General features: G+C 60.7%; 5 protein-coding genes. 2 read left to right on the top strand and 3 right to left on the bottom strand.

Features of this window, described 5'->3' with window-relative positions; genetic code table 11:
* Positions 1-108 precede the first annotated feature (108 nt).
* The 3 genes from BQ17_RS08850 to BQ17_RS08840 form a co-directional block, all read right to left on the bottom strand.
* Positions 109-1,527: a PhoH family protein gene (locus tag BQ17_RS08850; RefSeq protein ID WP_089726255.1), complete on the bottom strand. Its 1,419-nt coding sequence runs from the start codon at positions 1,525-1,527 to the stop codon at positions 109-111.
* A 90-nt stretch (positions 1,528-1,617) separates the two neighbouring features.
* A complete protein-coding gene (locus BQ17_RS08845; RefSeq protein ID WP_089726253.1) occupies positions 1,618-2,088 on the bottom strand; it encodes a peroxiredoxin in 471 nt (156 codons plus the stop codon).
* Between the two features lie 299 nt (positions 2,089-2,387).
* The gene (locus BQ17_RS08840) at positions 2,388-2,927 is read right to left on the bottom strand and encodes a glycine cleavage system transcriptional repressor (protein WP_089726252.1); all 540 of its coding nucleotides are present in this window, start codon (positions 2,925-2,927) and stop codon (positions 2,388-2,390) included.
* A 587-nt stretch (positions 2,928-3,514) separates the two neighbouring features.
* Here BQ17_RS08840 and dapA point away from each other — a divergent pair.
* A complete protein-coding gene (gene dapA, locus BQ17_RS08830; RefSeq protein WP_089726249.1) occupies positions 3,515-4,390 on the top strand; it encodes a 4-hydroxy-tetrahydrodipicolinate synthase in 876 nt (291 codons plus the stop codon).
* A gap of 221 nt (positions 4,391-4,611) precedes the next feature.
* Positions 4,612-5,733 (top strand): NlpB/DapX family lipoprotein, encoded by a 1,122-nt coding sequence (bamC, locus tag BQ17_RS08825; RefSeq protein WP_089726257.1) that lies wholly within the window; start codon positions 4,612-4,614, stop codon positions 5,731-5,733.
* The last annotated feature ends 109 nt before the right edge of the window (positions 5,734-5,842 follow it).

Raw genomic sequence — 5,842 nt, 5'->3', positions numbered from 1 at the left:
TCGGGACCAGGTCTGCTCCCACGCTGGAGCCTGGGGAGCCAGCCGAAAATCAATAGGTTAGTTTTTAGACAGCCTCTTAAACAATGGTATTGGCGGATATTCCGCCGGTTATAGACACTCGGATGCGAAATCCGCCAACCGCGAGCGTTCGCCGCGGATCAGGGTGATGTGTCCGCCGTGTGCCCAATCCTTGAAGCGGTCGACCACATAGGTGAGTCCGGAGCTGGTCTCCGTGAGGTAGGGGGTGTCGATCTGGGAGATATTGCCCAGGCAGACGATCTTGGTGCCGGGTCCGGCCCGGGTGATCAGCGTCTTCATCTGCTTGGCCGTGAGGTTCTGGGCCTCGTCCAGGATGATGTATTTGCGTAGGAAGGTGCGCCCGCGCATAAAGTTGAGGGAGGAGATGCGAATGCGGTTGCGCAACAGATCATTGGTTGCCGCCCGACCCCACTCACCGCCTTCCGTCTGGGTGAGTACCTCTAGGTTGTCCATGAGGGCCCCCATCCAGGGGGTCATCTTCTCCTCCTCGGTTCCGGGTAGGAAGCCGATGTCCTCCCCGACCGGCACCGTTTCCCGGGTCATGATGATCTCGCGGTAAAGGTTGCGGTCCAGCACCTGGGATAGGCCGGCGGCCAGGGCCAGCAGGGTCTTACCGGTACCGGCGGCCCCGAGCAGGGTGACGAAGTCCAGCCCCGGGTCCATGAGCAGATTGAGGGCGAAATTTTGCTCCCGGTTGCGCGCGGTGATGCCCCATACGTTGTGCCGAGGCGAGCGGAAATCCTCGGCCAGCTCGATGATCGCCGCGGTGGGGGAAGGCTTCTCCCGCACGATGGCCTCGCAGCACTCGTCTTCCTCGCAATAAAGGCACTGGCTCGGATACCAGTCGGCGATGTCCGGCCCCTTGATCTTGTAGAAGGTGCGGCCGGCCGCTTGCCGGGACTCCACGGCTTTGTCGTGACAGGTCCAAAAGCCCTCCGGCAGCTCCTCCTGCCCCGTGTAGAGCAGCGAGACGTCGTCCAGGACCTGGTCGTTGGCATAGTCTTCCGCCGGGATACCCAGGACCGCCGCCTTGATTCTCAGGTTGATGTCCTTGGAGACGATGATGACGGTGTGGTCCCGGTGGATCTTCTGGAGGGCTTGGGCGGTGCCCAGGATGTGGTTGTCGAGGTTACTGCCCGGCAGTGACGCCGGGAGGTCGAGGTCCAATGGTGCGGTCTGGAAAAAGATGCGCCCGTTGGCTGCGGTCGTATGGGAGCCGCTGTTCTCGATAAACGGCGTAAGAGGCAGTCCGGCGGCGATTTTCTCCTGGTCGGCGCCGCTCATGAATCCATCGAGAAAGCGGCTGACCTGGCGCACGTTCCGTGCCATCTCCGACATCCCTTTTTTGCCCTTGTCGAGCTCCTCGAGCACGGCCATGGGCAGATAAATGTCGTGCTCATGGAAGCGGAATAGGGACGCGGGGTCGTGCATCAGCACGTTGGTATCGAGGACGAAGAGGCGGAGCCTGTCATTATCGCGTTTGAGCATTTCCGACCCCCTCGTGCGTCGGCGTCAATCGCGGTCCGAAACGCAGCATCGAAAGGCTCCTGACGGCCATCGACGGAGGGGGAGCCGGACTCAGGGGTCCAGTTCCTCGGCGGCCGCGAGGACCTCATGCACGTGGCCCTTGACTTTCACCTTCCGCCATTGCCGACGCAGTACGCCCGTCTTGTCGATCAGAAAGGTGCTGCGTTCTACCCCCAAGTATTCCTTACCGAACATCTTCTTGGGCTTGATGACGTCGAACAGTTTGCACAAGGCCTCGTCCTGGTCGGAGACTAGGTCGAAAGGAAAGGCGTGCTTGGCCTTGAAGCGCTCCTGGGCCTTGAGTCCGTCCCGGGATGCGCCCAGGATCTTGGTGGCGGTCGCCGCGAAGGCATCAGCGGCGTCCCTGAAGTCCTGCCCCTCCGTCGTGCAACCGGGTGTGCTTGCCTTGGGATAGAAAAAGAGCACCAGGTTTTCGCCGTGAAAATCGGACAGCTGCAACCGCTTCTCGCCGGTGGTTGTCAGCGCGATGTCGGGTACTCTGTCGCCGATGGTTAGGCTCATTCGTGATCTCCTTAGATTGGTTTTTTCTCGTTCCCACGCGCCGCGTGGGAACGAGAGAAAAGCGTCTTTTTAATCTCTGTGGGTCGAATTCCCCGCTGCTTGCGGCGAGAAAAAAGACTTCCATCCGATTGATACCCCGCCCCTTGGGGCGGGGAGGATTCATTCCGCAGATTACGCAGATTGTTTCGTTCTTAATCTGTGGAAATCTGCGTAATCTGTGGATAAAGAAAGTTCGGTACACCAAACCGCGCTAAATCATTCAGGATTGCTTTTAGCCGGGCAGCTTCCCAAATATCGCCTTACCCCTTCAGCGGCTCGAGTACGGCGTCCAGATTCAACCCATCACAGTAATCCGTGAACTCCTCGCGGAGCGTTGCGATGTGCATGTCCGCGGGGATGCCGATGGTGATGTGCACGGCGAACATCGGCGTTCCGGTATGTGCGGCGGCGTAGGTGCTGGTCGTCAGGTCTTCGATGTTGATGCCGCGCTCTGAGAAGAACCCGGCCAGGTTGTTGACGATGCCTGGGTGGTCCATGGCGATGACGTCCACTGCATAGGGCAACAGGTTGGCTCCGGCGGTTCGCTCCCCGGTACGCTTGGAGATGATGGTCATGCCCAATCGCCGCTCGAGCTCCGGCAATGCGTTCTCGATTTTGGCCAGGGTGTTCCACTTGCCCTGCACCAAAAGGATGGCCGCGAATTCTCCACCCAGGACGGTCATACGGCTGTCCTCGATGTTGCAACCCTGCTCGAGGATGGTCTTGGACAAGGTATCCACGATGCCGGGGTGATCCTCCCCCAGGGCGGAGAGCACGAGGTAGGTCTTCTGCGTGGGCATGGTCTTAAATCCCAATGAGTCTTGTCAGCGGTTGGATCGGACTTGAGTTTAGCATGGGCTCGGGCGCGCCTCGAAGCCCATGGCCGGGGAATGCAGCTACCAGCTACCAGTCGCCGGCTGCCGGCGGCGCATTTCTACACCTACGGAGGAGAATCGCTGGCGACTGGTGACTGGTGACTGGTGACTGGCGACTGGTGACTGGCGACTGGTGACTGGCGACTGGTGACTGGCGACTGGTGACTGGCGACTGGTGACTGGTGACTGGTGACTGGTGACTGGCGACTGGTGACTGGCGACTGGTGACTGGCGACTGGTGACTGGTGACTGGCGACTGGCGACTGGCGACTGGCGACTGGTGACTGGCGACTGGTGACTGGTGACTGGCGACTGGTGACTGGCGACTGGCGACTGGTGACTGGCGACTGGTGACTGGTGACTGGTGACTGGCGACTGGTGACTGGCGACTGGCGACTGGTAGCTGGTGACTGGCGACTGGCGACTGGTAGCTGGAAAAGCAGTTAGGTTGTACTACCCGAGTCACGGCAAGATAATAGGCCCTGATTTTCCCATCCCGGAGTCGCCTTGTTATGTTTCGCGGTAGCATCGTTGCCTTGATCACACCCATGCATGAAGATGGCCGGATCGACGAGGATTCCCTACGTCGGCTGGTCGATTTCCACGTGGAAGCTGGCACCTCGGCAATCGTTGCCGCCGGGACCACTGGAGAATCCGCGACCCTGGATGAGCAGGAGCATTGTGCGTTCGTGCGCAGCGTCGTGGAGTTCGCCGCGGGTCGTGTCCCGGTGATCGCGGGTACCGGTGCGAATTCCACCACCGAGGCCATCGCGCTGACCGGCTGCGCGCAGCGGGCCGGAGCGGCCGCAGCCTTGTTGGTCACACCCTATTACAACAAGCCGACCCAGGAGGGACTGTATCTGCACTTCAAGGCCATCGCCGAGGCCGTGGAGATGCCACAAATCCTATACAACGTACCCGGTCGGACGGCCTGTGATCTGCTGCCCCAGACCGCGGCGCGTTTGTCCCGGATTCCGAATATCGTGGGTATCAAAGAGGCGACCGGAGACCTGGAGCGGCTCGTCCGCTTGAAATCACTGTGCGCGGAGGATTTTGACCTGCTCAGTGGTGACGATGCGACTGCCTGCGAGTTCATCTTGCAGGGTGGTCACGGGGATATCTCGGTGACCGCCAATGTTGCCCCCCGGCTCATGCAGCAAATGTGTGCCGCGGCCCTGTCCGGTCGGCGCGACCAAGCGCTGGCGATCAACGCCCGCCTCGATCCCCTGCACCGCAGTCTATTCGTGCAGTCCAGCCCGATACCCGTGAAATGGGCGGTCGCTGAGATGGGGCTGTCAGCGCGGGGGATCAGATTACCGCTGACCTGGCTGACGGCAGACGCGCAACCCACCGTGCGAGCCGCCATGGAGCAGGCGGGCGTCATTTAGGACGAGTGGCAAGCGGAGAACCTACCCTGAGTGCGGAGGGTAGGCCACGAAACAGCGAACGACTTTGGACGTTAGACGAAAAGACAAGCAAGCGGGCGTGTGCTATGAATTATTCTTCAAGGAATTGCCCAAGGGGGGTGCCTTCGATGCGGTTTGCCGAAGGGCCTTGCGATAACAGAAGCGCAACCCCGATGCGGAACACGCTGGCCCTCGCGATTATTATGTTGAGTGTACTGCTGCTATCGGCATGCGGTAGTACACCGAGTGTGGGCGACTATCTACCCGATCAACGCCTGCAATACAAGAAACAACGCGAGGCGGCGGAGAATTTGGAGATTCCGCCGGACCTGACCGCCGGCAGCTTTGACGATGCCATGGACGTCCCGCCGCTCGGTGGGGCCACCACCTACTCCGAGTATGTGGGCGAGCAATCGGCGCGGCGCCGGACCGCGGGCAGCGCCCAAGTGCTGCCGGAGGTGAAAGACGTCAAACTGCGCCGCGAGGGGAATAATCGCTGGCTCGAGATCGATGGCTCACCCCAACAGGTGTGGCCGAAGCTAATCAGCTTTTGGCGTTCTCAAGGTATCTTGCTGGTGGAGCAAGACCCGTCCACCGGCATCATGAAGACCGATTGGTTGGAGAACCGGGCCGAGATCCGTCGGGACTTCGTTACCAAACTACTGCGTAAGGTGGTGGATGGGCTCTATTCCACCTCCATACGCGATCAGTATCGCGTCCGTATCGAGCCGGGTCTAAGTGCCGGGATGACCGATCTGTATCTGACCCACCGGGCCATGGAGGAACATCTGCGCACCAGTGTGGCGGGCGGGGAAGCGTCGTCCGTCTGGGAGCCGGCCCCTGCGGATCCGGGCAAGGAGGTAACCATGTTGCGTCGGCTCATGGTCTACCTTGGTGCCTCCAAGCAACCGGAAAGCGAGCTGGCTGCGGCTAAGCAGCAGGCAACCAAGCACCCGAAATCGCGACTTGCCAAGGGTCCCGGCGGGGAGAGCCTGCTGATCATTTCCGATGAGTACCGACGGGCCTGGCGCCTGACCGGAGTAGCCTTGGATCGAGTCGGTTTCGCGGTGGAGGACCGGGACCGTATGCGTGGGGTCTACTATGTCCGATACGATGATCCGGCAAAAGGTGAGAGAAAAAAGAGTTGGGGATCGAGGCTCGCGTTCTGGCGTCGCGATGACGAAAAAGGGGTCGCCCAGTACCAGGTCAAGCTCATGGGCGACGGCACCCAGACCCGCGTCGTCGTGCGTGACCAGGTCGGCCAGCCCGCATCTTCCGCTACCGCAGAACGCATCTTACAGCTGTTGAGCGAACAAATCCGCTGATTCTCCGCGCCGCACGCGATGCGTTTTGTATCTTTCTCGTTCCCACGCGCTGCGTGGGGACGCCCAGGCTCCGCGCCGCGGAGTGTTTCAGAGATCCCATGAGCCATAG

The organism is Candidatus Thiosymbion oneisti (assembly GCF_900092655.1).
Classification (GTDB): Bacteria; Pseudomonadota; Gammaproteobacteria; order Chromatiales; family Chromatiaceae; genus Thiosymbion; species Thiosymbion oneisti.
The sequence above is the reverse complement of the archived record's forward strand: the minus strand, read 5'-3'. Positions and strand labels throughout refer to the sequence as shown.

Coding starts and splice junctions, on each gene's coding strand:
- BQ17_RS08850 (WP_089726255.1), bottom strand. CDS start 1,527: ATGCTCAAACGCGATAATGACAGGCTCCGCCTCTTCGTCCTCGATACC.
- BQ17_RS08845 (WP_089726253.1), bottom strand. CDS start 2,088: ATGAGCCTAACCATCGGCGACAGAGTACCCGACATCGCGCTGACAACC.
- BQ17_RS08840 (WP_089726252.1), bottom strand. CDS start 2,927: ATGCCCACGCAGAAGACCTACCTCGTGCTCTCCGCCCTGGGGGAGGAT.
- dapA (WP_089726249.1), top strand. CDS start 3,515: ATGTTTCGCGGTAGCATCGTTGCCTTGATCACACCCATGCATGAAGAT.
- bamC (WP_089726257.1), top strand. CDS start 4,612: ATGTTGAGTGTACTGCTGCTATCGGCATGCGGTAGTACACCGAGTGTG.